Source organism: Mycolicibacterium canariasense (genome assembly GCF_002101555.1).
Lineage (GTDB): Bacteria > Actinomycetota > Actinomycetes > Mycobacteriales > Mycobacteriaceae > Mycobacterium > Mycobacterium canariasense.
This window is the reverse complement of record NZ_LQOL01000064.1, coordinates 1-25209: the sequence shown is the minus strand read 5'-3', so window position 1 is coordinate 25209 and position 25209 is coordinate 1. Positions and strand designations below refer to the sequence as shown.

Below are 25209 nucleotides of genomic sequence, written 5' to 3'. Positions count from 1 at the left end.
GCTACCGGCTCGGGTCGGGTCCGACGAACGATCCCACCAACCCGAGCGCCGCCACCGCGGCGACCACCGCGAACGCCAACGGAAAACCCGCCGACGAGTGGCTTCCCAGGGCGATGGCGACCCACGCGGCGCCCAGCGCCGAACCGCCGAACCGCACCAGGTTGAACAAGCCCAGCCCGGTTCCTTGGGCCCCGGCCGGTGAACGAGTGGCACCGGTGGCCGCCGGGGTCTGCACGAGTGCGGTCCCGATGCCGATCACCGCCAGAATGCACACCAAACCAGCCAATCCCCAGGGCATTTCAACGAGACGGATGGCGGTGGCCACCGACAGCGTGGCGTGGCCCGCCAGCAGCACCAGCAACCCGGCCCGCAACACCCGCCGGGCCCCGATTCGGTCCAGGAATCGGCCCACCAGCGGCCCCAGGATCACCATGGAGGCCGGGACGGCCAGCAACACGACGCCGGCCAGCGCCGGGGTGCGGCCGACTCCGGACAGGTACAGCGGCACGGCGAGCAACGTGGCGCCCAGGCTGAACATGAACGCGAACGCGGCGAACGTGCTGCGCGCGAAGCGAGCCTCGACCACCAGACGCACGTCCACGAACGGTTCGGGCGTCCGCAGCGAGTGCCAGACGAACGCCGCCAGAATCGCCAGCGCGACACCTGCCGCCGTCACCACGAGGGCCGAGACACCCAGCCGCGGAACGAGTGCCGCGGCGAGCATCAGCATTCCGGATCCGACCGTCAAGGTGAGGGCCCCGACAGCATCGAAGTTCATTCTGGTGCCCGGGTAGGGCGGGATATGGCGCAGCGTGCCGACGAGACCGGCCAGTGCCACCGGTACCAGCGGCACGAACACCCACCGCCATCCCCAGGCGTCGGCGACGAATCCACCCATCGTCGGTCCGACCGCCTGCCCGATCCCATTAACCGATGCCCACAGGCCGACCGCCCTGCCCCGTCGCTCCCCGGTGAACAGCCAGGTCAGCAGGCCCATCACCGCGGGACCCAGCGCGGCGGCGGCCGCCCCGCCCACGCAACGCCACAGGATCAGCAGTTCCAGCGACGGTGCGGTCGCGGCCCCGATGGCACACACCGCCGTGGCGACCATGGAAGCACAGTAGATGCGGCGGCGGCCGAAACGATCCCCCATCCAGCCGACGACCGGCATGGTTGCGGTGAAGGTGAGCAGGAATCCCACGACCACGAAGACACCACTGCTCAGCGGCGCATCGAAGTGGCCGAGGATGGCCGGCATCGGCACATTGACCACGTTGTTGCTCACGGTGCCGACGAGAGTGCCGGACAGCAGCGCGGCCAGCGCCGGCGGCGTGCCACCTCCCGATGGGTGGACGCCGGACCCGGTGGGGCGGCTGTCGGTATCAGTCATCGCAGGTCTTTCATGGCCGGTCTGTCGCGCAGGGGTGGTCCGTGCGGAGGCGCCCGCTCCGCCACTGTCTCATTCGCGCCGCGGCGATGGTGCTGCCCGCACGGGTCATGGCGCACCGGAAAGCCACCCCCACGGGGACATGCTGCACAGTCACCGCCGGCCGCTCCGGCCGGTGTGGCGCGAAAGCACCAGATCCCGGCGCAGGGCGTTACTTCGGCGCAACACGCCGACATCAAGATGACAACGTCGGAACACGTTGCACAGGCAGACGAGGCAACCGGTGTGCACTCTGTGCGTTGACCGGCACCGGGAACGCGTCGAGCATTCCCCCATCAGACTGCACAGCCCACGAGCAGTTGTGAATGAAAGATCCGCGATGGACATACATCTCAGCGCAGCCCACTGGATCTACCTGGCCGGAATCGTCGTCATTCTCGCCACGATGGCGATGCGCAAGAACATCCTGGTGCCATCCGTCGTGGCCACGCTGCTGACCGCCTCGGTGTTCTCGGGCAGCATCGTGACGGGCCTGTCGTCGATCTTCAATGCCAGCTTGGTGGCGGCCAACGAGCTGTTCAACATCTTCTTGATCATCGCCTTCGTGACCGCGATGCTCGGCGCCCTGCGCGAGATGGGTGCCGATCGCCTGATGGTGACGCCGTTCCGACGGGTAATGCGGGCGGGCACAAGTAGTTTCATCGTTCTCGCCGCGGTCACCTATGTGATCTCACTGTTCTTCTGGCCGACCCCTGCCGTGCCACTGGTCGGGGCCGTCCTCATTCCGGTGGCCATCCGGGCCGGCCTGAGCCCGCTGTCGGTCGGCATGGTGATCGCGATTGCCGGTCAAGGGATGGCGCTGTCCTCGGACTTCATCATCAAGGTCGCACCGGGTATCTCTGCCACCGCGGCGGGCGTCGACGCCGACCGGGTGGCCGACAAGGCGATGGTGTTGTCGCTGATCGTCGGGCTGAGCGCGTTGCTCATCACCTATCTCACCCAACGCCGGACGTGGCGGGCACCCTCGCCGGATCTGCTCGTGTCATGGGAGGACAAAGCGGACAGGTTCGGCCTCACCGGCGGCAACCAGGCCGACCCGGGCGGATCCGGCGCCGCCCCGACCGTCGACCTACGCGGCACCACCCCGGCCGGCGGTACCGCCACGGCAGCCGCACCGGTCGCGACCGCGGTGCTGGACCAGACCGCCGCCGAGCCGGTCGTCGCACCGAAGTCGTTGGCCGCCAAGGTTTTCGCGATGACAGTGCCACTGGCCTACCTGACCTTCATCGTGTATCTGCTGCTGGGCAAGTTCACCACGGCGGTTCCCCCGTTGAAGGGCGGTGACGCGGCGGGCATCGTCGGTGGCATCGCGGCGATACTGCTGTTCGCCGCCTGCCTGACCAACGACAAGCGCACATTTCTGGAGAGCTCGTCGACGCATATCGTGGACGGCCTGGTGTTCGCGTTCAAGGCCATGGGCGTCGTGTTGCCCATCGCCGGCTTCTTTTTCATCGGCAACGGTGACTTCTCCGCCCGCATCCTCGGCATGCCCGAGGGCGCCAAAGGGCCCGCGTTGTTGTTCGATCTGATCAACGCCGCGCTGGCCCACGTCGCGCCCAATCCCTTTGTCGTCGCGTTCACCGTGCTGGTGGTAGGCGTGATCGCAGGTCTGGAGGGCTCCGGGTTCAGCGGTCTGCCGCTCACCGGCTCGTTGTCGGCCGCGCTCGGCACCGCCGCCGGGATGGACCCGGCGACACTGGCCGCCGTCGGTCAGATGGGCAATATCTGGTCCGGCGGCGGCACGCTGGTGGCGTGGTCGTCGCTGGTCGCGGTGGCCGGCTTCGCCCGCGTCCCCGTGCTCACCCTGGCCCGCAAGTGCTTCGTGCCGGTGGTGACCGGGCTGGTGCTGTCCACGGTGTTCGCCATCCTCGTGTTCTGAGGCGTGTTCTGAGGCGTGTTCTGAGGCCGGGCGCCGCCGCAGAAGGCGGCGGCGCAACAGGCCATCACACCGCGCAGCGAAAGCCGATGTGCGTGGTCGCGGTGTCCCGTGACTGCGGTGAGCGGGCCGCCGGCCGGTAACGGTGGCAGTACTCCGGTGCGCACAGGTGCGATCCGCCCTTGAGCGCCTGGCTGACCCCGGGATCGTCATCCGGCAGGCAGCACGGGTTGGCCAGCCGGCCGGTGAACTCTGTGGCCGTCCACTCCCACACGTTGCCGATCATGTCGACCAGCCCGAATCCGTTGGGCGGGAAGGTGCCCACCGGGGATGTCCCGACCCAGCCCGCGGCCCCGTCGTTGCGGTACGGGAACGCACCCTGCCAAGTGTTGGCCATCAGCGTGCCCCCGGGTGTCATGTCGTCACCCCACGCGTAGGTGGAGTCCGACCCGGCCCGGGCCGCGTACTCCCACTCGGCCTCGGTGGGCAGGCGCCGGCCCGCCCACGCGGCGTAGGCCAGCGCGTCGGCGTAGGCCACCTGGACGACGGGGTGGTCGGGGGCACCCTCCCCGCGCTCCGGCCCGAACGGATACCGCCAGCTTGCGCCGGGCGCCCAATCCCACCACTGCCGCCAGTTCCGCAGATCGACCGGACCGGGCGTCTGCCGGAACACCATGGCACCGGGCGCCAGATCCGCCGCCGGCACACCGGGATACAGTGCCGGGTCCATCGGCCGTTCGGCCACCGTCCGGTAACCGGTGGCCTCGACGAACGCGGCGTACTGAACGGTCGTCACCGGGTGCCGCTCGATCGCGAACGGGCCCACCTGCGCCGTCCGCACCGGCGCCTCCTCCGGATAGAAATCCGAACAGCCCATCCGGAATGTCCCGCCCGGCAGTTGAACGAGATCGGTCAGGGTCATGGGATGCGGATCTGGAAGTCCCCGGCGAGCAGTTCGGCCGCACCGTCGAATCCCGTTGTCCCGGTGGGCGCGGTGGTGTGCACCGATACCAGGTAGTTGCCCGCATTGGTCCAGACGTGCACCACCCGGTCCACGAACTCGACCGCATTCTGCGGGGTGTCCGACCACGCGCCGAGCAGTTTCTGCCCGCTGTAGCCGCACAGCTCGGCGGGCAGCACGCTGATCGAGCTGACCGCCGCCTCGGCCATCATGCGGTCGGCGTACTCGTCGAATGCCTTCGCCGGCTCCAGCGAGGTGGCCGCGATGGTGATGGTGGCGTTCATGCCCTGCGGGCCGGTGAGATGCCCGGCGATATCGCCGCTGCCGCCCTGCATCGACCAACCGTCCGGCACTGGCACGGTGACCACCGGTGCCGCCGCATCTGCCACCTTCGCCACGAAGCCGATCTGTGGTTTGCTCTCCGGCTCACACGTCACCGCCTGCGCGGGCAGCTGGGCGCGGCTGGTGGGGACCACGCCGTAGGGGGACGGGTCCGGGTCACCGGACGTGGACGTGCCGGGCGCACCGGCGACTGCGGGTGCGCCCTCGGCGGCGATCGGAATTCCGGTGCTGGTGCGGACACATCCGGCGGCGACGACGAGGACCGCAGCGGCCCCGGCGACCGCCACGGCGCGCGTCAACGTGTCAAAACGTGTCATCAGTCCTTCGCGAACGCTTGGGCCAACTCCCTCTCCACATCACGGTACGGCGCACCGGAGATGTCGACCACCACCTTGGCGATTGTCCCACCGGTGAACGCGAAGGGTGCCCGGTACGCACCGCATACCGCCTGGCCGTTGTTGCGCCCGACCGCGATCCCGCTGCCGGACAGACCGAAACTGCCCGGGTGGGTGCGGACACCGGTGCGGGTGGCCACCACGGTGTCGTCCACGTGCAGGGTGATGTCCCCGAGCGGCGTGTGGCTGCCCTCGACGGTGCCGGTGCGGTCATAGCGCACCCCGAAGACGTGGATGCCCAGCGGCGCCGGCGCTTCGGCCGACACCCGTTGTTCGTCTTCGCCCATGAAGTTGTACACGTACTGCAGCCGGCCGTCCTGGATGAACAGGACATGCCCGCCGTGTCCGGCACCGTGTTTGAACAGCACACCCTCGGCATCGGCGGTGTCGACGGTCACCTCCGCCAGCACCGAGAACGACTGGCCGCGCAGTTCGGCGGCGGCACCGGTGCCGACCTCCGCGGTGCCCGGGTAGTAGGTGAAGTTCGTCCGGTCGACCGCCAGGTAGGGCCGCCACCGGCCGAGCGTCTCGAAGATGTTCAGATCGCCCAGCGGCAGCCCGTTGTACTTGGCGGCCTCGGCGAACCACAATGCCTTGAGTTCTTCCAACTTGTCCGGATGTTGCGCGGCCAGGTCACGGCATTGACTGCGGTCGGATTCGATGTGGAACAGCTCCCACCGGTCGGCGTCGAAGTGACTCCACCCCGCCGGCGAAGCGGCGTGCACGGTATTGGCGAACCAGCCGTCGTGCCAGATGCCGCGGGTGCCCAGCATGGTGTAGAACTGCGTGCGCTTACCCGTGTCGGCGCCGGGATCGGCAAGGGCGGCTTTGAAACTCACCCCGTCGAGCGGTTTCTGGGCGATACCGCCGACCTCGGCGGGTGGGGTGATACCGAGCAGGTCGTACACGGTCGGCGTGATGTCGCAGACGTTGACGTAGTGGTCTCTGACCTCACCATGGGCATCGATTCCGTTGGGCCAGCTGATGATTGCGGTGTCGGCGATACCGCCTTCGTGGGAGGCGTAGCGCTTGAACAGCTTGTAGGGCGTGTTGAAGGCCATCGCCCAGCCGATCGGATAGTGGTTGTAGGTGTCCGGACCGCCCAGCTGGTCGTAGAACCGCATGCTCTCTTCGACGGTGTCGATGTAGCCGTTGAAGAACTTGTTCTCGTTGACCGAACCGTTGGGCCCGCCCTCACCGCTGGCACCGTTGTCCGAGATCACCACGATGATGGTGTTGTCCAGCTGGTCGGATTCCTCGAGATAATCCAGGATCCGCCCGATCTGGGCATCGGTGTAGGACAGGAACCCGGCGAACACCTCGGCCATCCGGGCGAACAGCCGTTTCTCGTCGTCGTCGAGGGTGTCCCAAGGCCGCACGGTGTCCTGCAGCGGCCAAGGTTCGCCGCCCGGCCCCTTGACATCCAGATACGGGTTGACGGGTGAGAGCTCGGTGTCGGGCGGCACGATGCCGAGCTTCTTCTGGTTCTCCAGGACCAGTTCGCGGTAGCGCTCGTAGCCCATGTCAAACGTGCCGGCATAGCGGTCCGCCCACTCGGCGAACACGTGGTGCGGGGCGTGGCCGGCCCCCGGGCACAGGTAGGAGAACCACGGCTTGTCCGGGGCGATCACCTTGGAATCGCGGATGAACTCGATTGTCTTGTCGGCCAAGTCCTTCGACAGGTGATAACCCTCGTCGGGCGTCGCCGGCGGGGTCACCGGGTGGTTGTCGTAGACCAGGTCGGGATACCACTGGTCGGTCTCGCCACCCATGAACCCGTAGAAGCGCTCGAACCCGCGGCCCAGCGGCCAATGCCGCTTGGTGGCGGCCAGGTTGGATTCCTCCAGCGGGGTCAGGTGCCATTTGCCGATCGCATAGGTGTTGTAGCCGCGTTCGGCCAGCACCTCGGACAACAGCGCGGTGTCGGCCGGGATGCGGCCGTTGCAGTTGGGGAAGCCGTCGGTGAACTCTTCGATGGTGGCCATCCCGACGGTCGTGGGGTTGCGGCCGGTGAGCAACGACGCCCGGGTCGGCGAGCACAGCGCCGTGGTGTGGAACTGGGACAGCCGCACCCCCTTGCCCGCGATCCGGCGCATCGCCGGCATCTGCACCAATCCCCCGAAGCAGTCCCACGTCGCGATGCCGGTGTCGTCCCACACCAGATACAAGATGTTGGGTGCGCCGGGCGGGGCGGTGGGAGCGGCATAGGGTGTCCAATCGGGCTCGGAATCCCGGATATCCACTGCGATCTTGCCGTTGAACTCAGCTGCCATGGCAACCCCATTGCGGTCGTCGGACCCGCCGTGCACTCGACGGTCGCCCGGGAGATTACACCTGCCGGGTAGGACACGCCTGAGAAAATTGACGCTCGCGACACCCGAATTCGTCACGCCATCGGGTCGGCGTGTTCGTTCACCCTGTCGCAGGCGACCCACTCAACCGATGAGCAACTGCGGCAACAGAGTCCGGGTATCGGGCACGAACGGCCAGTCCGGGTCGGCCAACCGGGCGCGCAGCTGCGCATCGGTCCACCACCAGCCGTCGGCGATCTCCTCCGGTTGATGGCGAATGGGCCCGTCGTAGCGCACCTGGTAGGCGAACAGGTGACACCGCATCGGTCTGCCGGCCCATCGTCCGTCCCAGGCCAGGGCCGCCACTTCGGTGAGCGGCACCCCGGTGATGCCCAGTTCCTCGCCGAGCTCGCGGGCGGCGGCCTGCGGCGGTCGCTCCCCCGGCCCGACGACGCCCCCGGCCAGACAGTCGTGCATGCCGGCGAACACGGCCTTGGTGTCGGTCCGCCGGTGCACGTACAGCCGGCGCCCGTCGAGCGACCGGACCAGCACGCCGGCACTGGCGTGCCAGAGGCCCTCGGCGTACACCCACGATCGCGGCGCTTGGCCGAGCACGGCGCCGGCGGCGTCGTACACCGCGATCGACTCGTCGCCCGCCGCACGCAAATGTCCCCCAGCACCGCGTGGGTTCTGGGGGACATTCACGACTGCTCGCGCAGCGAGGTTACTTGGCGCGCTCGAGCACCTCGACCAGCCGCCACCGCTTGGTGGCCGACAGCGGCCGGGTCTCCATCAGCGAGACGCGGTCGCCGACACCGGCATCACCGTTCTCGTCGTGCGCCTTGACCTTGCTGGTGGTCCGGATGATCTTGCCGTAGAGCGCGTGGCTCTTGCGCGACTCCAGCTCGACCACGATGGTCTTCTCCATCTTGTCGCTGACCACGTAGCCGATGGCGGTCTTACGACGGCCGCGCGGCTTCTCGGTGGCCGGCGTGTGCTTGGAGCCGGCCTCTTTCTTGGTTGCGTCTGCCATTTTTACGAATCCTCACCGACGGGTCCGGCGGCCAGACCCAGTTCACGTTCACGCAGCACGGTGTAGACCCGTGCGATCTCCTGGCGGACGACACGCAGCCGCCGGTTGTTGGCCAGCTGCCCGGTCGCCATCTGGAAGCGCAGGTTGAACAGCTCTTCCTTCGACTCGCGCAAACGAGTGGTGAGCTCCTCGTCGGTCAGCTCACGCAGTTCGCCCGGCGAAACTCCAACTGCCATCAGAACTGCTCCTCTCGTGTCACGATGCGTGCCTTGATCGGCAGCTTGTGGATGGCGCGGGTCAGCGCGTCCCTGGCGATCTTCTCGTCCGGGTAGCTCAGCTCGAACAGCACGCGTCCGGGCTTCACGTTGGCGACCCACCATTCCGGCGAACCCTTACCCGAACCCATGCGGGTCTCGGCGGGCTTCTTGGTCAGCGGGCGGTCCGGGAAGATGTTGATCCAGACCTTGCCACCACGCTTGATGTGGCGGTTGATGGCGATACGAGCCGACTCGATCTGCCGGTTGGTGATGTAGGCGTGCTCCAGTGCCTGGATGCCATAGTCACCGAAGCTGACCGAGGTGCCGCCGCTGGCAATGCCACGCTGCTCCGGGTGGTGCTGCTTGCGGTGCTTGACCTTGCGGGGAATCAACATGATTAGCCCTCCGTGCTCTCAGCGGTTGCCTCGGCGGCATCCGCTGCACCCTCGTTGGCGGCGCGGCCGGCGTCGGTGCTCGTCGCCGTGGTACCCGACGCACCGCTGCGGCGCGGGCGGGTGCCCGACGGACGATCCCGGCGCGGCCGGTCGGCGGCCGGCGCCACGGCGGTCAGCTCACGCTTGCCACCGACGATGTCGCCCTTGTAGATCCACACCTTCACGCCGATCCGGCCGAAGGTGGTCTTCGCCTCGTAGAGGCCGTAGTCGATGTCCGCGCGCAGCGTGTGCAGCGGGACGCGACCTTCGCGGTAGAACTCCGAGCGGCTCATCTCCGCACCGCCGAGGCGGCCGGAGCACTGCACCCGGATGCCCTTGACGTTGGGCTGACGCATGGCCGACTGGATCGCTTTGCGCATCGCGCGGCGGAAGGCCACCCGGTTGCTCAGCTGCTCGGCGACACCCTGGGCCACCAGCTGCGCCTGGCTCTCGGGGTTCTTCACCTCGAGGATGTTCAGCTGAACCTGCTTGCCGGTCAGCTTCTCCAGGTCGGCACGGATGCGGTCGGCCTCGGTTCCGCGGCGGCCGATCACGATGCCCGGGCGCGCGGTGTGGATGTCCACGCGGACCCGGTCACGGGTGCGCTCGATCTCCACGTCGGCGATGCCGGCGCGCTCCAGGCCGGTGGCCAGCAGGCGGCGGATCGCGACGTCTTCCTTCACGTAATCCGCGTACTGCTTGTCGGCGTACCAGCGGGACTTCCATTCGGTGGTGATGCCCAGGCGGAAGCCGTGCGGGTTGATTTTCTGGCCCACTACTCCGAGCCCTCCTTCGAATCGGTGGCCTTCGCAGCAGCAGCCTTGCTGCCCTGCGCGCGACGGGTACGCGCGGTCGAACCCGCAGAACCCTTCTCGCTGCCGTTCCGCGGCGGACGGCTCTCCACGATCACGGTGATGTGGCTGGTGCGCTTGCGGATCCGGAAGGCACGCCCCTGGGCGCGCGGACGGATGCGCTTGGCGGTCGGGCCACCGTCGGCGTGGATGGTGGCGACCACCAGGGTCGCGGGATCCAGGCCGTCGTTGTTCTGCGCGTTGGCGGCCGCACTGGCGATCACCTTGGCGACGGTGGTGCTGGCGTCCTGGGGAGCCCAGCGCAGGATGTCGAGCGCCTCGGTCACGGACTTGCCGCGGACCAGGTCGATGACCCGGCGCGCCTTGGTCGGCGAGAACGGCACGAAACGCGCCACCGCCTTCGCGGACGGGTATTCAGTCGTCGTCGTCATGGCCTACCGCCGCTTCGCTTTCCGGTCGTCCTTGATGTGACCCTTGAACGTGCGGGTCGGGGCAAATTCGCCGAGCTTGTGCCCGACCATCGCCTCGGTGACGAACACCGGCACGTGCTTGCGGCCGTCGTGGACGGCGAAGGTGTGGCCGATGAAGTCCGGGATGATGGTGGACCGGCGCGACCAGGTCTTGATGACCTGCTTGGTGTTCTTCTCGTTCTGGACGTCGACCTTCTTGAGCAGATGGTCGTCGACGAACGGGCCCTTCTTCAGGCTGCGTGGCATCGCTATTTACTCCTAGCGCTTCTTGCCGGTGCGCCGGCGACGGACGATGAGCTTGTCGCTGGCCTTGTTCGGCTTGCGAGTGCGGCCCTCGGGCTTGCCCCACGGGCTCACCGGGTGACGACCACCGGAGGTCTTACCCTCACCACCACCGTGCGGGTGGTCGACCGGGTTCATCACGACACCACGGACGGTGGGGCGCTTGCCCTTCCATCGCATACGGCCGGCCTTGCCCCAGTTGATGTTCGCCTGCTCGGCGTTGCCCACCTCGCCGACGGTGGCGCGGCAGCGCACGTCGACGCGACGGATCTCACCGGACGGCATACGCAGCGAGGCGTAGGCGCCTTCCTTACCGAGCAGCTGGATGCTGACACCGGCCGAGCGGGCCAGCTTGGCGCCGCCGCCGGGCCGCAGCTCCACGGCGTGGATCACGGTACCGGCCGGGATGTTGCGCAGCGGCAGGTTGTTACCCGGCTTGATGTCGGCGTTGGGGCCCGACTCGATGACGTCACCCTGCTTCAGGCCCTGCGGCGCGATGATGTAGCGCTTCTCGCCGTCGAGGAAGTGGAGCAGCGCGATGTTCGCGGTGCGGTTGGGGTCGTACTCGATGTGCGCGACCTTGGCGTTGACGCCGTCCTTGTCATTGCGACGGAAGTCGATGACGCGGTAGGCCCGCTTGTGGCCGCCACCCTTGTGCCGCGTGGTGATGCGGCCGTGGGCGTTACGTCCACCGGTCCCGTGCAGGGGACGGATGAGCGACTTCTCCGGAGTGGAACGAGTGATCTCGGCAAAATCGGAGACGCTCGAACCGCGACGACCCGGGGTCGTCGGCTTGTACTTGCGAATTCCCATGTCTCTGTATCTCTCTCCCGGACTACGCCGGGGCTCCGAACAGGTCGATCGGCTTGCTGCCCGGCGCCAGGGTCACGATCGCGCGCTTGGTGCTCTTGCGCTGGCCGTAGCCGGTCCGGGTGCGCTTGCGCTTGCCCTGCCGGTTGGCGGTGTTCACCGAATCGACCTTGACGGAGAAGATCTTCTCGATGGCGATCTTGATCTGCGTCTTGTTCGAATCCGGGTGCACCACGAACGTGTACACGTTGTCCTCGATCAGTCCGTAGGACTTCTCCGAGATGACCGGGGCCAGGATGATGTCGCGGGGGTCAGTCACGGTTGCCATCAGGCCGACACCTCTTCTTTCTGGTCCTTCGCGGCCTTGGTGTTCGCGGCGATGTAGGCGTTCAGGGCCTCCACCGAGAACACGACGTCATCGGCACGCAGCACGTCGTACGTGTTCAGCTGATCCGGCGAGAGCACGTGCACACCGGGAAGGTTGCGCACACTCTTGGCGCCGACCTCGTCGGCACGGCCGATGACCACCAGGACACGCTTGCGATCGGTGAGCGAGCCGAGGAAACCCTTGGCGCTCTTGGTCGACGGGACCTGGCCGGCCACCAGTTCGGTGACGGCATGGATCCGGTCGTTGCGGGCCCGGTCCGAGAGCGCCCCGCGCAGGGCGGCGGCGATCATCTTCTTCGGCGTGCGCTGGCTGTAGTCGCGCGGCTTCGGGGCGTGCACAGCGCCACCGCCGGTGAACTGCGGCGCGCGGGTCGAGCCCTGGCGGGCCCGGCCGGTGCCCTTCTGGCGGTACGGCTTCTTGCCACCACCGGACACCTCACCGCGGGTCTTGGCCGAGTGCGTGCCCTGGCGGGCGGCCGCCAGCTGCGCGTTGACCACCTGGTGCAGCAGCGCGATGTTGGCCTCTACGCCGAACAGCGCGGAGGGCAACTCGACGGAGCCGTCCTTCTTGCCGTCCGGGGTATGGACGTCAATCTTCAAAGAAGTCATTACTTCTCACCTCGTTTGATCGCGGTGCGGACCACGACCAGTCCACCGGTGCGTCCGGGGACGGCACCCTTGATCAACAGCACGCCGTTCTCGGCGTCGACCTTGTGCACCTTCAGGTTCTGGGTGGTCACGCGGTCGTTACCCATCCGGCCCGACATCCGGGTGCCCTTGAAGACACGACCCGGGGTGGCGCAGCCACCGATCGAACCGGGACGGCGGTGCACGGCCTGGGCACCGTGTGCGGCGCCCTGACCGGCGAAGCCGTGGCGCTTCATGGTGCCGGCGAAGCCCTTGCCCTTGCTGGTGCCGGTCACGTCGACGTACGCGCCGTCGGCGAAGATCTCGGCGGTCAGCTCCTGGCCGACCTCGTACTCGGCGGCGGCAGCCTCGTCGTCGAGCCGCAGCTCGGCCAGGTGCCGGCGCGGGTTGACGCCCGCGGCGGCGAACTGACCGGTCACCGGCTTGTTGACCTTGCGGGGGCTGATCTCGCCGTAGGCGAGCTGCACGGCGCTGTAACCGTCGCGCTCGGTGGTGCGGATGCGGGTCACCACGTTGGGGCCGGCCTTGACGACCGTCACCGGGACGACTTTGTTGTTCTCGTCGAACACCTGCGTCATACCCAGCTTGGTGCCCAGAATGCCTTTTCTAGCCATTTCTCTGGTTTCTCCTACTGGGATGCCTATTGGATGTTGACGTCGACGCTGGCCGGCAGGTCGATGCGCATCAAGGCGTCAACGGTCTTCGGCGTCGGGTCGAGGATGTCGATAAGGCGCTTGTGGGTACGCATCTCGAAATGCTCCCGCGAGTCCTTGTACTTATGGGGGGACCGGATGACGCAATACACGTTCTTCTCGGTCGGCAGCGGCACCGGGCCGACCACACTGGCGCCCGTACGGGTGACTGTCTCGACGATCTTGCGCGCCGAGGCGTCGATCGCCTCATGGTCGTAGGCCTTGAGCCTGATGCGGATCTTCTGTCCCGCCACGCTTCTCCTACCTCACTACTAGCGGGCTTCCGCGCGCCTGGGCGCGAAAAAACCTCTGTGTTCGTGCGCCACGCACATGTGCGTGACGCTGGCTATGCCGCCGCTGTTTACCTGTCTCTGGTTCACCGGCCCCCGCGCTCGGGTGTGTCGCCCTCGCGCACACTCGCCCGCGCCTGAAATAAGGTCACGATCGAGGTGGGGACCGGGTGCGCCCATACGAGCGCGGGTCGGATGCCCTGGCGGGCAGAACCCGGCTCAAGGCAACCCGAACAGTATGCCCCAGATCGGGGCGTCCGCCAAATCCCGGCCCGACCGGGAGCTGCCGCGATCGGCGCTGCCGGCGAGGCTGAAGCCAGGACCCCTCGTGAGACGAAAATCGTTCCTGGCCTCAGCCTCGGGCCATGCCCCTATCTTACTGCACAGTAAGGTGATGCCATGCCGGCTTTCAGCCCGACCTATCGCGCCTGGCAACAGCTGTCCGGACGGCCCGGAGGCACCCGCATCTTCTCGGCCGCGGCGATGCTGCGGGTCCCGTACTTCGCCTCGGTGCTGCCGCATGTGCTGCGGATGGAGCCGGGCCGCGCCGAGGTGGCGGTACCCAAGTGGTTCTTCGTGCACAACCACCTGCACACCGTGCACGCGATCGCGTCGTGCAATGCGGCCGAGGTGGCGATGGGCATGGCCATGGAGGCCACCGTGCCCACCACCCACCGCTGGATTCCCAAGGCCATGACCGTGCAATACCTGGCCAAGGCCACCACCTCACTGCGCGCGGTCGCACAGTTCGACGTGCCGGACTTCGCCGCCATCACGGAGGGGACCGAGATCCTGGTGCCGGTGCGCATCACCGACCGCGACGGCACCGAGGTGGTGCACGCCGAGATCACCACCTGGGTGACGGTCCATGCGGCGGGTGGTCAGTCGAGGTAGGTGCCGTGCCCCTCGCGCACCAGGTCGCCGTCGAAGATCAGCACCTCGTTGACCAGCTGACCGCGGTGGTTGCGGTAGTTGATGACGACGCTGGAGACGCCGCGATAGACGGCGACGAACTCGAAATGCAGGTCCGGCAGCTGCGCCAGCCCACGGGTCCAGTAGGCGCGCAGGGCGGGCTTGCCGTGCACCACTCCCCTACTGCCGGGCACCACCCGCTCGGCCACCGGCGAGGTGAACACCACATCGTCGTGGAAATGCGCGAGCACCGCCTCGACATCGTGCCGGTTCCAGGCATCCACCCAGGCCTGCGCGAAGCCATCCATGCCGTCCATGTCGTCAGCCTTTCAACCCGGCCCAGAACGGGCACTGGTGCGCGGCGGCGAAGTCGGTGACCATCCGACTGCCGTCGGGCCGCAGTTGCATCCACGGGTCGGATCCCTCGTTGACCGGCGGCCAGATCGGCCCACCGGGCGCAGCCGGGACACCGGTGGTGATGAATTGCGTCCAGTACGACAGCATCTGGTCGGACAGCCGCTGCTGTGCGGCATCCAGCGGCGGAGCCCCGCCGATCTCGAACAGGTACCGCAGTTCCAACGAGTGACTGGCCCCGACCGGAAAAGGCAACTGCCGCAACGGGTCCGGAGTTGGCGGAGCGGGATCGTCGAATTCGTAGCCGAAGACCGGCGCCGCCCTTGCCAGGTCGGTGGCCATCCGGTGCGCGACGCAGGCGAACACACCGTCGGTGACCGCGGCGGCGTACGCCAGCGACGTGCTGCCACCGAACCGGGCCAGCGGATAGCGCTCGCCGACGGCGGGCCCGTCGGCACCGAAGGTGTCGGCGAGCAGGCCCGGATAGTCGGCCGGCGTCGACACGTGCCGGGTACGCAGGTACTGCAGCGCGACGAACAAGGTGAACTCGTCGCGGTTGGTGCCGATCAACACCGGCACCTTGGCGGCCTTACCGTCGCGGATCAGCGTGACCGGATCGCCCGGCAGCACCGGGGTTCCCGTCGTCGGCCCGGTCAGCCAGTCATTGCCGATCCGGTAGAACCACGGCGGCTGATCGAGTTCGGCCGCCGGTAGCGCGCGCAGGCAGCGCGCGGCGTCGGCCGGGTCGGCGCAGCCCACCCGCGCGGCGTAGCGCAGGCTTTCCCGGTGTGCGGTGGCCAGATCGGCCTGGGCCTGGCACGGCCCGCTCTGGATGATCGCGGCCCGGAACAGGCCGGCCGACCCGGGTGCGACCAGGTGGTCGCACACCGACATCGCGCCGGCGGATTCCCCGGCGATGGTGACCTTGGCCGGGTCGCCGCCGAAGGCACCGATGTTCTCGTGCACCCACCGCAGCGCGGCCTGCTGATCGGCCAGCCCGTAGTTGCCGTCCCCCACACCGGGATGGGCCAGGAATCCGGGCGCACCGAGCCGGTAGTTGACGGTGACCACGATGACCCGGCCCGTGGTGGCCAGCCATCGCGATCCGTACAGGTCACCGCTGCCGTTGAGGAATGCACCGCCATGGATCCAGAACATGACCGGCAGCCCGGCCGCGCCGGAGGGCACCCACACGTTCAGCGTCAGGCAGTCCTCCGCGGTCTTGCGCCCCCAGCCGGGATCTCGGGACGTGTCCTGCACACAGCGGGGACGCGGCAGCGTGGCGTCGCGCACCCCCGTCCACGGCCGGACCGGGGCGGGCGGCTGCCAACGCAGGGCTCCCACCGGCGGCGCCGCGTACGGAATTCCTTGGAACAGAACGTAGCCCGAGGCAACCGCACCCTGCAGTTGCCCATCGGCGAGGTGCACGACGCCGTTGTCCAGGCGCGGGTCCGGGGTGGGCACCTGGCTGGTGTCGGCGGTCTGGCCGGCGCCACGTGCGCAGCCGCCCAACACCACCACACCGATGGCCAAGACCGCCAACAAGCGAGCGACGGCGCCTGACCAACGGCGCCGAACCGGACCGGACAGCATGATCTGCGAGCCTACGGCAGCCGATCGGCGCAAAGCCGCCCGCGCGAGGGCGTGCATCGTCGACACTGAGAGCGACCGGAAACCTGACACCTGTCAAGTCGACCGCAAGGAGCCGCCGATGAGCACCCCGACCACCGATCGCCCGGTCAGCCCGGACAACCGAGTGCTGGCCGATCCCGGTGCCTACGCCGATGAACCGCGGCTGCATGCCGCCCTGCGCCGGTTGCGTGCCGAGCAGCCGGTTTCCTGGGTCGACACCCGGCCGTACCGCCCGTTCTGGGCGATCACCAAACACGCCGACATCATGGCGATCGAACGCGACAACAACCTGTTCATCAGCGAGCCGCGCCCGCTGCTGGCCACCGCCGACGCCGACGACATGGCCAAGGCGCAGTTGGAGGCCGGCATGGGGCTGCGCACGCTGATCCACATGGACGATCCGCACCATCGCAAGGTGCGCGCCATCGGGGCGGACTGGTTCCGGCCGAAGGCCATGCGCGATCTCAAGGTGCGCGTCGACGAACTGGCCAAGCGCTACGTGGACCGGATGCGCGAGATCGGCCCCGAATGCGATTTCGTCACCGAGATCGCGGTCAACTTCCCGCTGTACGTGATCATGTCGCTGCTGGGCCTGCCCGAATCCGATTTCGGCCGGATGCACATGCTCACCCAGGAGATGTTCGGCGGTGACGACGAGGAGTACCAGCGCGGCAAGTCTCTGGAGGACGGCCTGGAGGTGTTGCTGGACTTCTTCTCCTACTTCTCCGCGCTGACCGCATCGCGCCGGGCCCAGCCGACCGGGGACCTGGCATCGGCGATCGCCAACGGCACCGTCGACGGCCGGCCGCTCTCCGATGTCGACACCGCCTCCTACTACGTGATCGTGGCCAGCGCCGGCCATGACACCACCAAGGACGCGATCTCGGGCGGCCTGCACGCACTCATCGAGAATCCCGGCGAGTTGGACCGGATCCGCGCACAACCGGACCTCCTGGGCACCGCGGTCGAGGAGATGATCCGCTGGACCACACCGGTCAAGGAGTTCATGCGCACCGCCACCGCCGACACCGAGGTGCGCGGCATCCCGATCGCCAAGGGGGAATCGGTCTACCTGGCCTATGTGTCGGGCAACCGCGACGAGGACGTGTTCACCGACCCGTTCCGGTTCGACGTCGGCCGGGACCCCAACAAGCATCTGGCCTTCGGGTACGGCGTGCACTTCTGTCTGGGTGCCGCACTGGCCCGGATGGAGATGACCAGCCTGTTCGGTGAGCTCCTACCCCGCCTCGACTCCATCGAACTGGCCGGACCCCCAGAGCTTTCCCGCACCGTGTTCGTCGGGGGCCTCAAGCACCTGCCGATTCGGTACGCGTTGCGCTGATCGCTTGAGTGGCCAGGAAACCGTCGACCGCCGCCCGCGCGATCTCCGCGTAGTCGAAATCGGGCAGCGTGCTCAGCTTGCCGAGCACGACGGGGCCGAGCAGTAGTGCCGCGGCCCTGGTGCGGTCCACGTCGCCGAGCACGGCCACCGCCTCGGGACTGGTCAGCACCGACTCCAATGGGGCGGCGTACTGTTCGGCGACCCGCGCGCGCAGCGTCTGCACCTCGGGGCTGCTCGAGTGCCCCGCGGTGCCCAGCCAGGGCGGCGTGGTCATATCGCCACCCAGCGCCAGCCAGGACATGGCGGCCACCGTGATCGGCGCCTCCGCGATCAGCGCGGCCTGCGCCTGCACCAGGGCCGTCAACCGATCTCGCAACGGCCCGTCCGGCGGTGGTTCCGGCGCGGGCGGGATCAACGCGTGAAAAGCCGCCGCCAGCAAGTCGTTTCCGCTGGGGAAATGCCGGTACAGCGTGGCCCGGGCGACATTCGCGCCGCGCAGGACGGCGTCGACGGTCACCGCGCTGGGACCACCCGATCGCAGCAGCGCCGTCGCGGCGTCGAGCAACCGCGCCCGGGACCGGGCCGGCCGCGGGTCCGATTCGGCCGCCATGCTCGAAACACCTCCCGCAAAGAAACGAGACTGTTAGTCTCGTAGCAAGACCATCGGTCTCATTATGTCGCATCCGGGGAGGAGTCGAGCGTGGTCGACACCCCCGTGCAGCCCGCCGTCTCGGCGCGCGCCCGGGCTTGGACGCTGTGCATCGCCTGCCTGGGCGTGCTGCTGGTCATCTCGTCGATGGTGGCGCTCAACACCATGCTCGGCGATATTGCCGTCGCAATGTCGGCCAGTCAGACCCAGCTGACGTGGATCGTGGACAGCTACACCCTGACATTGGCCTGCCTGCTGCTGCCCGCCGGTGCGATCGGCGATCGGTTCGGCCGGCGCAGTGCACTGCTGGCCGGACTGGCAGTGTTCGCGGCGGCCTCGGTGGTCCCGGCACTGAGCCCCGACCCCGGCCTGGTGATCGCGGCCCGCGGGGTGGCCGGCGCCGGAGCCGCGTTCATCATGCCCGCCACCCTGTCGCTGCTCACCACGGCATATCCAAAAGACCAGCGCACCAAGGCCATCGCCATCTGGGCCGGTGTCGCCGGCTGCGGTGCCATCGTCGGCATGCTGGGCTCCGGCCTGCTGCTGCACATCTGGACCTGGCACGCGGTGTTCTGGGCGTTCGCCGCGGGCGCGGCACTGACCTTTGTGCTGACGCTGACCATCCCGGAGTCCAGGGATCCGGACTCCGCGCCGCTGGACGCCGTCGGCGCGGTGCTGATCGGCGCCGCCGTGGCGGTGCTGGTGTTCGGCATCATGGAGGCCCCGGTGCGCGGCTGGGGGCACCCCGTCGTGCTGGGCGGTATCGGCGCTGGCGTGGCTTTGATAGTGGCCTTCGGCATCGTCGAGCTGCGCAGGCGTGCACCACTATTGGATGTACGCCTGTTCCTGGTGCCCGAATTCGCCACCGGCGCAGCGGCTATCACGACGATGTTCATGACCATGTTCGGTTTCTTCTTCCTGCAGATGCAGTTCCTCCAACTCGCGCTCGGCTATTCGCCTTTGGGCACCGCCGTCGCGCTTTCCCCGTTGGCGGTGCCCGTGCTGATCCTGTCCCCGCTGTCGGCCTGGTACCTCCCGCGGTTCGGCCTGCGCTTGGTGGTCTTCACCGGGCTTACGCTGATGGCCATCGGACTGCTGTGCATGCGCGGCGTGGGCATCGATGCGTCCTATTGGGAGCTGGCCTGGCCGTTGATGGTGATCAGTGCCGGTATCGGGTTGCTCACTGCGCCGACGACGTCGGCGATCATGACCTCGGCGCCCGACGGCAAGCAGGGGGTGGCCTCGGCGGTCAACGACACCACACGGGAGATGGGGGCGGCGCTGGGCATCGCACTCGCCGGGTCGATGCTCGCCGGCCGCTACACCGCCGAGATCGCGCCCGCGCTGGGTCGCTATCCCGAACCGGTACACGCCCCGGCAGCCGGATCACTCGGCGAAGCACTCAACGTCGCAACACGATTGGGGCCGGCCGGCGGGGACCTGGCGGATGCCGCGAGAATGGCCTTCCTCTACGCCATGCACAGTTCGTTGACGGTCCTGGCCGTCGTGACGACCGTCGTCGCCGTGCTCGCCGCACTGTGCGCACCGGGCCGTGACGGCCGGTTGCTGTTCAGGAGATGAACTCGGCCGCCCGATGTCCGATCATCGCGATGCTGGCGTGCGGGCCACGGCTGGTCAGGCTCGGCATGATCGAGCCGTCCACCACCCACAGTCCCTGCAGGCCGCGCACCCGGCAGCGCTCGTCGAGCACCGGCCCCATCGGCGCCGTGCCGCTGAGATGCTGCGTCGTGGACCAATGTGCTTGTACCCCAGCCATTCCGGATAGTGCCGTGGCGAGCTCGGCGCCCGCATGCAGCGCGGCCACATCGGCGTCCTCCCGGTCGTAACGATGCTCGAGGACCGGGGCATCGGTGATCCGCGGTGACAGCACCGACAGCCGCCCGCGGGAGCGCGGCCGCATCAAAGCGATACCGATATGCGGGTCGTCCGCCCGACCGGCTCCCGTCATCTCGCTGAAACCCGAGGTGTAAAGCCGTATTTCGACGTCATCGACGGACAGCGCGGCCTCCACCGGAGGCCGACCGCCGGTGGCCGGCCAGCCCACCGGAAGCACCCATTCCGGGTGATCGCAGAAGCCGACCCCGACCGGGAGGTCGGCACGCACCGCGATACCGGCCCACTCGAGCATCCGGGCCGGCCCGATCCCCGATACCAGCAACAGGTGGGCTGAGCCGATCGCCCCGGCGCACAACACGATTCGATCCGCGGCCAGCGTCTGCGCACCCGCGGGTCCGAGCACCTCGACACCGACGGCCCTGGTACCGTCGATCAGCACGCGCAGCACCGGGACATTGGGCCGTACAACGAGATTGGAACGACCCATCGCCGGTGCCAGGAACGCCGCCCCGGGCCCGAGCCGGATGCCGTGGTCGATGTTGAGCGGAACCGCCCCCACCCCGTCGGGACCCGGCGCACCGTTGAGATCGTCGATCCACGGATAGCCCATGCCGAGCGCCCGCTCGACGAACGCCGAGGTGCCCGGGCTGAAGTGCGCCGTCCGGCGGACCCGGATGGGCCCGCGGGTGCCGTGCAGCGGACCGTCGTGGTCGAGGTCGGTCTCGATCGCCCGGAAGTGTGGCAGCACATCGTCCCAGCGCCACCCCGGCACGTCCCAGCCGTCGAAATCGGCGGGGCGGCCGCGGCAGAAGTAGCCGCCGTTGATGGCGCCGGAGCCGCCCACCACGGCACCGCGCAGCACGTCGGCGGACCGGTTCGGGCGGTCGGTCAGTGTGGTGGTGTACCGCCGCACGACGGGACTGCCCGGTCCGATGGGAAGCCGGCCGGCGTCGCGCAACTGCGCCGACACCGCGGGATCGTCGGCACCGGGGCCGGCCTCCAGCACCGTGACCCGACACCGATCATCGGCCGAAAGACGTTCGGCCAGAATCGAGCCGGCGCTGCCCGCACCAACGATCAGGACGTCAGTCAACGGCGGGTGTCACGACCGGAGCTGCGGTTTGAGCGCGCCGACATGGCGTTCGCGCACCACGCCGGTCCACAGCCCGAGCCCGTAGGCGATGTCGTCGAGGCGTTTGAGCAGCAGATAGCTCAGCACGCCTACCCGCTGCGCGTCCTGTTCGGCGTTGTGGTTGCGGGCGGCCCAGTCGGCCAGCCCGTCGACGATCGCGGCGACCAGCACCACCTGCCGGCACCGCCGGAAGAAAACGGCCGCCAACAGCGCCACCGGCCAGTAGTGCCGGCAGATGGCAGAAGCGGTCTGCAGCGCAGAACCCCACAACCCGCGCGCGGCCATCACGGCGACCTCTTTGGGTTCGGTCTCCACCGCGCCCAGCGCCGTCGCGACGCGGCGACCGAACAGCACGGTGATGACGGCGGCCGCGAAGTAACCCATGGTGGAACCGGAGGCCAGCAGGATCCAGACCAGCAGCATCCACCGATGGACCACCATCGGTGCCGTCTTGCCGGGGTGGCGAACCGACAGCGGGGCGGCGGACTGACCGTAGAAGGCCTTGCGCCCGAACCACTCCCGCAGTTGGGTGCGGTGGTCATGACCCACCAGGGCGATGGGTTCGTAGCGCAACCGGTGTCCGGCCTCGACGAACCGCCAGCACAGGTCCACGTCCTCACCGGAGCGCAGCGTCTCGTCGAAGCCACCCACCTCGAGCAGTAGGCTGCGCCGGCAGATGATGGCGGCGCTGGGCACATAGGACACCGGCCCGTACGGCACCACGGGAGCTTCCCGCATGCCCAGGTCCAACGAGGATCGCACCGACTCGTACCGCGCCACCAGATTGTCCGGCTCGTGCAGGCTCACGATGCGCGGCGCGACGAGGGCCACCGCCGGGTCGCAGAAGTGGCCCAGCAGCGATTCCAGCCACCCCCGGCGGGGCACCACGTCGGAATCCAGGAATGCCACGAAGTCGGTGGTGCACGCCGCCAGCCCGGTGTTGCGTGCGGCGGCGGGCCCGCGGCTGCGCTCATGCCGCAACACCAGCACGTCGCAGTACATGCCCTCGAAATCGGAGTCCCGCACGGGCACCGCCGAGCCGTCGTCGACCACGATGACCCGCATCCCGCGCAGCGAGCGCACCAGCCGGCACAGGCCAAGGGTGTTGTCCCGTACCGGCACAACCACTGTGACATCGCGGTGCGACGGCCCGCTGGCCGGGCGCGGATGGGCGACGGTGGCATCCAGCAGCGTACGGGCCAGCTGCGCCGACAGCGCGTCGTGCACCTCGAGGCGGCCGCCGTCGAGCAAGGTCCGCGCCGCCGGCGCCAGCCGCAGCAGCCTGGTCGGGGACCCGCCCAGCAGCGCGGCGCCCTGGCCCAGCACCTTGACCCGACGGTCGACCTGGACGGCGAATCCGTCGGGCAGCCGTGGGCCGGTCATCTGAGCATCCCGTGCGCGTCCGGGGACCAGGCCGACACCCGGTGCACGCATCCGTCGACCATCGCGGTGAACAGCTCCCCACCGTCCCGCTCGGTGGCCGTGGTCGGATCTCCCAGTACCCCGATCTCACTGACCGCGGCCACCCCGCCGCGGCGCATCGCCGGCATCAACTCCGACAACGGTGCTCTGTTACCCGGCACGCGTTCCTCGATCCGCACGTTCTCTGGTGAAATATGTAGCAATACAGAAGTTTCGGTATGTCCGGCATGAGCATCGGCGCCCCGCACCGTACACGACGTCCAGGCGACGTCGCGCCCTTCCGACCGCAGCAGCGTCACGGCGCCGGTCAACGCGTCCACGTTGCCACCGTGCCCGTTGACGAACACCACCCGGGAGGCCCAGCCACACGCCGACCGGCCGAACTCCGTGAGCACCAGCCGCAGTGCCTCGGTGCCGATCGACACCGTCCCGGGGAATCCCTCGTGTTCACCGCTGGCGCCGTAGCTCAGCGGCGGGGCCAGCAACCACGCCGGCCCGATCCGGCCGGCCGCCGCACGGGCGACCGCCACGGCGATCCTGGTGTCGGTGTCCAGCGGCAGGTGGGGTCCGTGCTGTTCGGTGGAACCCAGCGGGACGATCAGCGCCGGCGGCCCGGCGGGCGACGCACCACGCAACCGATTCGACGTCACGGTGCCGAGATCGGTGGGGAAGGCCACCGGACGATGGTAGGCCGAATTCACCTGGTGTGCGCCGATTGTTGGCGCATGCGCAGCAATTGATTTCCATACCGGGCCACGATCGGCCGGCCCCGGGTCACGTCCGCCACGTCAGCCACGTCCGTATCAGCCGGCAGGAACCCCGAGCGCGCGGGTGAAGCCCTCCGGGATCAAGATGTCGTCGGCTGACAGATCGTGGATGGAAGCCTTGCCGAGCCCGCGCAGTGCCGAGTCGATCCCGCCGTGCAGGATGTCGAGGACGTTCTCCACCCCGGTTTGCCCCTCGGCGGCCAGACCCCACAGATAGGCCCGGCCGATCATGACCGCCCTGGCTCCGAGCGCCACGGCCTTGATCACATCGCTGCCGCGGCGGATGCCACCGTCGAGCAGCACCTCGATCTGGTCGCCGACGGCGTCGGCGATCGCAGGCAGGCAACGGATTGCCGCCGGCGTGCCGTCCAGGTTGTTACCGCCGTGGTTGGACACCGTGATGGCCGAAACCCCGGCATCCACAGCACGTTTGGCGTCGTCGACGCGCACCATGCCCTTGAGCAGGAACGGGGCATCGGGCCACTGCTCACGCAGCCAGGCGATGTCCTCCCAGGTGGGCGGCGGGGTGCCCATCCACTGGCCGTAGGCCTCGAAGAAGGTCGGGCCCGGCTCGCCGCGTCGGCCCTGATTCGGAACGCGCAGGTCAGGCGGGCGCAGATGCTTGCCGAAACTCCACAGCCACCGGGGTTTGGCGATCACCTCCGGGGACATCTTGATCATCGTCTTGAGATCCATGCGCTCCGGGATCTTGGGGCTGCCCCAATCCCGCCCGTGGCTGAAGCTCCAGTCGGTGGTGGCGATCAGGCCGACCGCCCCGGCATCCTTGGCGCGCTGAACCCGCTCGGCGATCTCCTCGCGGCTGCCCAACCAATAGATCTGGAAGAAGATCTTGTCGTTGACTGCGGTGACTTCCTCGATGGGCTTGCTGGCGAACGAGGACAGTCCCATCGCCGTGCCACGCGCGGCCGCCGCCCGCGCGACCGCCACCTCACCATCGGGGTGCACCGCCTGCACACCCGTCGGCGAGATGATGACCGGCAGCGAAATGTCTTGCCCCATCACGGTTGTCGCCATATCGCGCTTCTCGGTCGCACCGATCACGTGCGGAGCGAAGCCGAGTTCGGCGAAGGCCTCGACATTGTCGGAGACCGAAACGCCCTTTTCGCTCGCCGAGATCAGCGAGGAGTAGGCGGAGCGGGGCAGCCGCTTCTTCGCGCGCTGCTGGGCGATGGCGACGGTTTCGAACCAGGTATCGCGGGCCATGATCAGATCGGGCTTTCGTTGCAGAACTTCTTCGGAGGCGCGCCGGCGCCGACATGGGACGTGCGAGGCGCGCCGGCGCCGACATGGGACGTGCGAGGCGCGCCGGCGCCGACATCGAGCGTCGGAGGCGCGGTGAGGAGTGTCAGTGGGATGGCACCCCGGGGCTTGCTACGGCCACCGCTGCGGGAATGGTCGATGCTCGACTTGGGCTTGTCCCGCTCGCGCGCCAGCGCCGGTTCGCCGTAGCCCTGCACGCACTCGGGATCCGGGCCGTCCATCGGCAGCCCGGTGAAGAACTTCGCGGCCATGCAGCCGCCCCGGCAGGCGTCGTAATGCCCGCACCCGGTGCAGGCACCGGCGGACTGCGGCTCGCGTAGCTCACGGAACAGTTCGGAGTTCTGCCAGACGTCTTGGAACCCGTTGCTGGTGAGCACGTTTCCGGCCAGGAACTTCTCGTGGATGGCGAACGGGCAGGCATACACGTCGCCGAC

28 protein-coding genes are annotated in these 25209 nt (G+C 68.5%); 4 read left to right on the top strand and 24 right to left on the bottom strand.

Translation table 11 applies throughout. From position 1 onward, the window contains the following. Position 1: 1 nt before the first annotated feature. Complete coding sequence (locus AWB94_RS23040) at positions 2–1390, bottom strand: MFS transporter (RefSeq protein ID WP_062658240.1); 1389 nt, start codon at positions 1388–1390, stop codon at positions 2–4. Positions 1391–1766: 376 nt separating this feature from the next. Here AWB94_RS23040 and AWB94_RS23035 point away from each other — a divergent pair, with 376 nt between their 5' ends. Next, positions 1767–3326 (top strand): hypothetical protein, encoded by a 1560-nt coding sequence (locus AWB94_RS23035; RefSeq protein WP_062658241.1) that lies wholly within the window; start codon positions 1767–1769, stop codon positions 3324–3326. A 64-nt stretch (positions 3327–3390) separates the two neighbouring features. Here AWB94_RS23035 and AWB94_RS23030 read toward each other — a convergent pair whose 3' ends face one another. From AWB94_RS23030 to rpsJ, 15 genes are all read right to left on the bottom strand, one after another. Then, positions 3391–4245 carry a formylglycine-generating enzyme family protein gene (locus AWB94_RS23030; RefSeq protein WP_062658242.1) on the bottom strand — a complete coding sequence of 285 codons (855 nt, stop codon included), beginning with the start codon at positions 4243–4245 and terminating at the stop codon, positions 3391–3393. Next, entirely contained in the window at positions 4242–4943 is a 702-nt protein-coding gene (locus AWB94_RS23025; protein ID WP_062658243.1) for a hypothetical protein, read from the bottom strand. Before AWB94_RS23025 ends, AWB94_RS23030 begins: the two co-directional genes overlap by 4 nt. Further along, a complete protein-coding gene (locus tag AWB94_RS23020; protein WP_062658244.1) occupies positions 4943–7294 on the bottom strand; it encodes an arylsulfatase in 2352 nt (783 codons plus the stop codon). The genes AWB94_RS23025 and AWB94_RS23020 overlap by 1 nt, the downstream gene beginning before the upstream one ends. Positions 7295–7456: 162 nt before the next feature. After that, positions 7457–8017: an NUDIX hydrolase gene (locus tag AWB94_RS23015; RefSeq protein ID WP_234811855.1), complete on the bottom strand. Its 561-nt coding sequence runs from the start codon at positions 8015–8017 to the stop codon at positions 7457–7459. 19 nt (positions 8018–8036) lie between these two features. Continuing rightward, on the bottom strand, positions 8037–8345 hold the full coding sequence (gene rpsQ, locus AWB94_RS23010; RefSeq protein WP_062658246.1) for a 30S ribosomal protein S17: 309 nt from the start codon (positions 8343–8345) through the stop codon (positions 8037–8039). Positions 8346–8347: 2 nt separating this feature from the next. Further along, positions 8348–8581 carry a 50S ribosomal protein L29 gene (gene rpmC / locus AWB94_RS23005; protein ID WP_062658247.1) on the bottom strand — a complete coding sequence of 78 codons (234 nt, stop codon included), beginning with the start codon at positions 8579–8581 and terminating at the stop codon, positions 8348–8350. After that, positions 8581–8997: a 50S ribosomal protein L16 gene (rplP, locus tag AWB94_RS23000; RefSeq protein WP_024453873.1), complete on the bottom strand. Its 417-nt coding sequence runs from the start codon at positions 8995–8997 to the stop codon at positions 8581–8583. The genes rpmC and rplP overlap by 1 nt, the downstream gene beginning before the upstream one ends. Before the next feature lie 2 nt (positions 8998–8999). After that, entirely contained in the window at positions 9000–9812 is an 813-nt protein-coding gene (rpsC, locus tag AWB94_RS22995) for a 30S ribosomal protein S3 (protein ID WP_062658248.1), read from the bottom strand. Continuing rightward, positions 9812–10279, bottom strand: a complete 468-nt coding sequence (gene rplV / locus AWB94_RS22990; RefSeq protein ID WP_062658249.1) for a 50S ribosomal protein L22 — start codon at positions 10277–10279, stop codon at positions 9812–9814. Before rplV ends, rpsC begins: the two co-directional genes overlap by 1 nt. A 3-nt stretch (positions 10280–10282) precedes the next feature. Further along, positions 10283–10564 (bottom strand): 30S ribosomal protein S19, encoded by a 282-nt coding sequence (gene rpsS / locus AWB94_RS22985; RefSeq protein WP_010908582.1) that lies wholly within the window; start codon positions 10562–10564, stop codon positions 10283–10285. A gap of 12 nt (positions 10565–10576) precedes the next feature. Continuing rightward, a complete protein-coding gene (rplB, locus tag AWB94_RS22980) occupies positions 10577–11413 on the bottom strand; it encodes a 50S ribosomal protein L2 (protein ID WP_062658250.1) in 837 nt (278 codons plus the stop codon). Between the two features lie 22 nt (positions 11414–11435). Further along, positions 11436–11738, bottom strand: a complete 303-nt coding sequence (gene rplW, locus AWB94_RS22975; protein ID WP_024453869.1) for a 50S ribosomal protein L23 — start codon at positions 11736–11738, stop codon at positions 11436–11438. Next, complete coding sequence (gene rplD, locus AWB94_RS22970; protein WP_062658251.1) at positions 11738–12406, bottom strand: 50S ribosomal protein L4; 669 nt, start codon at positions 12404–12406, stop codon at positions 11738–11740. The genes rplW and rplD overlap by 1 nt, the downstream gene beginning before the upstream one ends. Further along, positions 12406–13059, bottom strand: a complete 654-nt coding sequence (gene rplC, locus AWB94_RS22965) for a 50S ribosomal protein L3 (RefSeq protein WP_024453867.1) — start codon at positions 13057–13059, stop codon at positions 12406–12408. Before rplC ends, rplD begins: the two co-directional genes overlap by 1 nt. 26 nt (positions 13060–13085) lie before the next feature. Beyond that, positions 13086–13391, bottom strand: coding sequence for a 30S ribosomal protein S10 (rpsJ, locus tag AWB94_RS22960; RefSeq protein ID WP_003883485.1), 306 nt, complete (start codon positions 13389–13391; stop codon positions 13086–13088). A 435-nt stretch (positions 13392–13826) separates the two neighbouring features. Between rpsJ and AWB94_RS22955 the strand changes: the two genes are divergently transcribed. Further along, the gene (locus tag AWB94_RS22955; RefSeq protein WP_062658252.1) at positions 13827–14321 is read left to right on the top strand and encodes a hotdog fold domain-containing protein; all 495 of its coding nucleotides are present in this window, start codon (positions 13827–13829) and stop codon (positions 14319–14321) included. On the opposite strand, the gene AWB94_RS22950 is transcribed toward AWB94_RS22955, so the two are convergent. Together AWB94_RS22950 and AWB94_RS22945 are read right to left on the bottom strand one after the other, a co-directional pair. Beyond that, a complete protein-coding gene (locus AWB94_RS22950; protein WP_062658253.1) occupies positions 14309–14656 on the bottom strand; it encodes a nuclear transport factor 2 family protein in 348 nt (115 codons plus the stop codon). The two genes, AWB94_RS22955 and AWB94_RS22950, sit on opposite strands and share 13 nt — an antisense overlap. A 4-nt stretch (positions 14657–14660) precedes the next feature. Then, the gene (locus AWB94_RS22945; RefSeq protein WP_062658254.1) at positions 14661–16286 is read right to left on the bottom strand and encodes a carboxylesterase/lipase family protein; all 1626 of its coding nucleotides are present in this window, start codon (positions 16284–16286) and stop codon (positions 14661–14663) included. 118 nt (positions 16287–16404) lie between these two features. On the opposite strand from AWB94_RS22945, the gene AWB94_RS22940 reads away from it, so the two are divergent. Then, positions 16405–17667: a cytochrome P450 gene (locus tag AWB94_RS22940; RefSeq protein ID WP_062658255.1), complete on the top strand. Its 1263-nt coding sequence runs from the start codon at positions 16405–16407 to the stop codon at positions 17665–17667. Here AWB94_RS22940 and AWB94_RS22935 read toward each other — a convergent pair. Beyond that, positions 17633–18277 (bottom strand): TetR/AcrR family transcriptional regulator, encoded by a 645-nt coding sequence (locus tag AWB94_RS22935; protein ID WP_062658256.1) that lies wholly within the window; start codon positions 18275–18277, stop codon positions 17633–17635. The two genes, AWB94_RS22940 and AWB94_RS22935, sit on opposite strands and share 35 nt — an antisense overlap. 90 nt (positions 18278–18367) lie before the next feature. Between AWB94_RS22935 and AWB94_RS22930 the strand changes: the two genes are divergently transcribed. Continuing rightward, positions 18368–19897: an MFS transporter gene (locus tag AWB94_RS22930; protein WP_062658257.1), complete on the top strand. Its 1530-nt coding sequence runs from the start codon at positions 18368–18370 to the stop codon at positions 19895–19897. Here AWB94_RS22930 and mftG read toward each other — a convergent pair. The 5 genes from mftG to AWB94_RS22905 form a co-directional block, all read right to left on the bottom strand. Further along, positions 19887–21266, bottom strand: coding sequence for a mycofactocin dehydrogenase MftG (gene mftG, locus AWB94_RS22925; RefSeq protein ID WP_062658258.1), 1380 nt, complete (start codon positions 21264–21266; stop codon positions 19887–19889). The two genes, AWB94_RS22930 and mftG, sit on opposite strands and share 11 nt — an antisense overlap. A gap of 9 nt (positions 21267–21275) precedes the next feature. Next, positions 21276–22688 carry a mycofactocin biosynthesis glycosyltransferase MftF gene (gene mftF / locus AWB94_RS22920; RefSeq protein WP_062658271.1) on the bottom strand — a complete coding sequence of 471 codons (1413 nt, stop codon included), beginning with the start codon at positions 22686–22688 and terminating at the stop codon, positions 21276–21278. Further along, positions 22685–23428, bottom strand: a complete 744-nt coding sequence (mftE, locus tag AWB94_RS22915; RefSeq protein ID WP_062658259.1) for a mycofactocin biosynthesis peptidyl-dipeptidase MftE — start codon at positions 23426–23428, stop codon at positions 22685–22687. The genes mftF and mftE overlap by 4 nt, the downstream gene beginning before the upstream one ends. Positions 23429–23530: 102 nt before the next feature. After that, positions 23531–24718: a pre-mycofactocin synthase MftD gene (gene mftD / locus AWB94_RS22910; protein ID WP_062658260.1), complete on the bottom strand. Its 1188-nt coding sequence runs from the start codon at positions 24716–24718 to the stop codon at positions 23531–23533. Between the two features lie 2 nt (positions 24719–24720). Further along, a partial coding sequence (locus AWB94_RS22905) for an SPASM domain-containing protein (protein ID WP_133058223.1) occupies positions 24721–25209 on the bottom strand: 489 nt, incomplete at its 5' end.